2 protein-coding genes and 1 pseudogene are annotated in these 1544 nt (G+C 67.4%); all 3 read left to right on the forward strand.

The window, feature by feature from the left end:
* Nucleotides 1-326: pseudogene (locus tag ACE3S9_RS19445) on the forward strand (ABC transporter substrate-binding protein); the annotation flags it as partial.
* Entirely contained in the window at nt 323-1060 is a 738-nt protein-coding gene (locus tag ACE3S9_RS19450; RefSeq protein ID WP_374548125.1) for an ABC transporter permease, read from the forward strand. The pseudogene ACE3S9_RS19445 and the gene ACE3S9_RS19450, both read left to right, overlap by 4 nt.
* Nucleotides 1050-1544 (forward strand): ATP-binding cassette domain-containing protein (locus tag ACE3S9_RS19455; protein WP_374548126.1); only part of this gene is annotated, 495 nt, incomplete at its 3' end. The genes ACE3S9_RS19450 and ACE3S9_RS19455, both read left to right, overlap by 11 nt.

Here is a 1544-nt window from a genome sequence, read left to right on the forward strand (position 1 = left end):
CGGAAAATTTCGCCGCGAAAAACGGCCCGCTGCTGGCGCGCTTCTTCGACATGATGACCAAGGCGAAACGCCTGATCGCCGACAATGACGAAGCCTTCGCCAAAATCGCGCCGATGACCGGCGTGACCGATCCGGCGGCGCTGGTCATTCTGCGGCAATATTATCGTCAGGGCATTCCGACGCGACCGCTCGCCGACGACATCGCCGACGCCGCGGCCATCTTCAAGGCGCTGGCTGCGGTCGGAGGCCCGCAACTCATCGGCTCCGCCACGGAACTCGATCCCGCCGTATTCTATCACCCGCCGGGCGAAACCGGCGCCAAATGACGCGGCTGCTTTCGCTAGGCCTGTTTTTCGCGCTGTGGCAATTCGGCGCCTGGATGCTCGGCCCACAACATCTGCCGACGCCGGAAGCCGTGGCGGCGACCATGGTCGCCGAGGCGCGCCACGGGGATTTGTTCTTCAATCTCAGCGTCACCCTGGCGCGCGTGCTGGCCGGTTTTTCGCTCGCCATGATTCTCGGCGCGGCGCTCGGCGTGGCGCTCGGGCGCCTGCCCGCGCTCGATCATTTCGTCGATCCCTGGCTGGTGATTCTGCTGAACACGCCGGCCCTGGTCGTCATCATCCTGGCCTATATCTGGGGCGGACTGAACGAGGTTTCAGCGCTCGCAGCGATCACGCTCAACAAATTGCCCAATGCCGTGGTCACGCTGCGCGAGGGCGCGCGCGCGCTCGATCCCGCGCTCGACGAAATGGCCAAGGTGTTCGCCTTCCCCCGGCTGCGGCGCTGGCGTCATGTGGTCGTTCCGCAACTTGCGCCCTATGTCGCGGCGGCGGCGCGCGGCGGCCTCGCTCTGGTCTGGAAGATCGTGCTGGTGGTCGAATTGCTCGGGCGTCCCAATGGCGTCGGCTTCAAGATGAACGAGGCCTTCCAGCTGTTCGACCTCCGGCTGCTGCTCGCCTATGCGCTGCCCTTCGTGGCCTTGATGATGCTGGTCGAAACCCTGGTTCTGCGGCCGGCGGAACGCTCCGCCAATTGGTGGCGTCGCCATGGCGCTTGAGATCGCGATCCAGCGCAAGGCGTGGCGCAAGGCGGACGGTGGCGAACGGCTCGTCTTCGACGGCTTTTCGCTGAGCGTCGCGGAGGGCGCGATCGTCGCCTTGCTCGGCCCGTCCGGCTGCGGCAAGAGCACGCTGCTGCGCATCGTCGCCGGGCTTGATCGCGATTTTTCCGGCGCGGCGACAGGCGCGCCCGAACGGATCGGCATGGCCTTTCAGGAGCCGCGCCTGCTGCCCTGGCGCAATGTCGCGGACAATCTCCGGCTCGCCGCGCCGCATCTCGACGAAACCCGGCTGCAAGAGCTGCTGACGGCCTTCGAGCTTGCGGGGCGCGGCGGCGATTATCCGGGCCAATTGTCGCTCGGCCTCGCGCGGCGTGTGGCGCTCGCGCGGGCCTTCGCCATCGCGCCGCAGCTCGTGCTGCTGGACGAGCCCTTCGCCTCGCTCGACCGCGCGCTGCATCTGCGCCTGCGCGCGCTGCTGGCG

Source organism: Rhodoblastus sp. (assembly GCF_041915505.1).
GTDB lineage: Bacteria > Pseudomonadota > Alphaproteobacteria > Rhizobiales > Beijerinckiaceae > Rhodoblastus.